We start from the raw sequence: 1,038 nt of genomic DNA, 5'->3' as shown, positions 1-1,038 counted from the left end.
AAAAAATATTCCTACATTTTGTGTCTATTTATATTTTTTTTTTATGTTTGTAGTAAAGGTTAAAACTTAAGGCTTGTGTAAACGTAAAACCAAGTTAGATAGCATCTCGGGAATAGCTCCTGAGGATTTTGTGAAAAATTATCTTAATAAGAGCCAGCCAGTGATTCTGAAAGATTTTATCAGGAAAGACAGCCCTTGTTGGACAAAATGGAGCTATGACTATTTCAAGGAAATAGCAGGAGATGTTGAGATTGATGTGTATGGTAAAGAGGAGGAAGGTCAAGGCTATGCAGCAAGTCCTCCGGTAGGAAGAATGACTTTCGGCCAATACCTCGATAAAATAAGTTCTGAGCCTACCGAACTACGTCTTTTCTTGTTCAATCTGATGAAGATTAGACCTGAACTTAAGAAGGATGTGATTTACAACGACGTTACTGGAGGTAAAGTTTTACAAGGACTGCCTTTTATGTTTTTCGGTGGAGAGGGATCCGCTACCCGAAATCACTTTGACATAGATATGTCGCATGTGTTTATCACACAGTTTCAAGGATATAAACGTATATGGTTGTTCCCTAACGACCAGTCCGACCTGATGTATAAACTGCCATACAACTTTCACAGCATAGCTAATCTGAAAACCAGCAGTAGAGATGAATATCCTGCTTTGCAATATCTTGATGGCTATGAGGCTGTCATCGGCCCTGGTGAGACTTGTTATATGCCAGCCGGGTGGTGGCATTATATTATGTACGAGACTGAAGGCTATTCTATTTCGGTACGTGCTTTAGCCAATTCGCTAAGTGAAAAGCTTAAAGGCGCAAGAAACCTCTTCATCACACGTCACTTTGATGATACCATGCGTAAAATTTTCAAAGACAAATGGTTCAACTACAAAGTGACTACAAGCTAAAAAAAGAGCTGAGCGCGCTATGAGAAAGTTTAGATAATAATCTACTAWCWAAATAAAAAARKGAARAAACACTCCCCTTTTTTTATTGAATGTCGTCTTCTTCTTTGACAGCATTGCGGTAGAACAAA

The 1,038-nt window shown here is 38.4% G+C and carries 1 protein-coding gene; it reads left to right on the top strand.

The features are described from left to right. Positions 1-73: 73 nt before the first annotated feature. Positions 74-910, top strand: a complete 837-nt coding sequence (locus SD31_RS09100) for a cupin-like domain-containing protein (RefSeq protein ID WP_231561392.1) — start codon at positions 74-76, stop codon at positions 908-910. Positions 911-1,038: the final 128 nt, after the last annotated feature.

Origin of the sequence: Sphingobacterium sp. T2, from assembly GCF_000814685.1 — a bacterium.
GTDB classification, from domain to species: Bacteria; Bacteroidota; Bacteroidia; order Sphingobacteriales; family Sphingobacteriaceae; genus Sphingobacterium; species Sphingobacterium thermophilum.
This window is presented reverse-complemented; position numbering and strand designations above follow the sequence as displayed.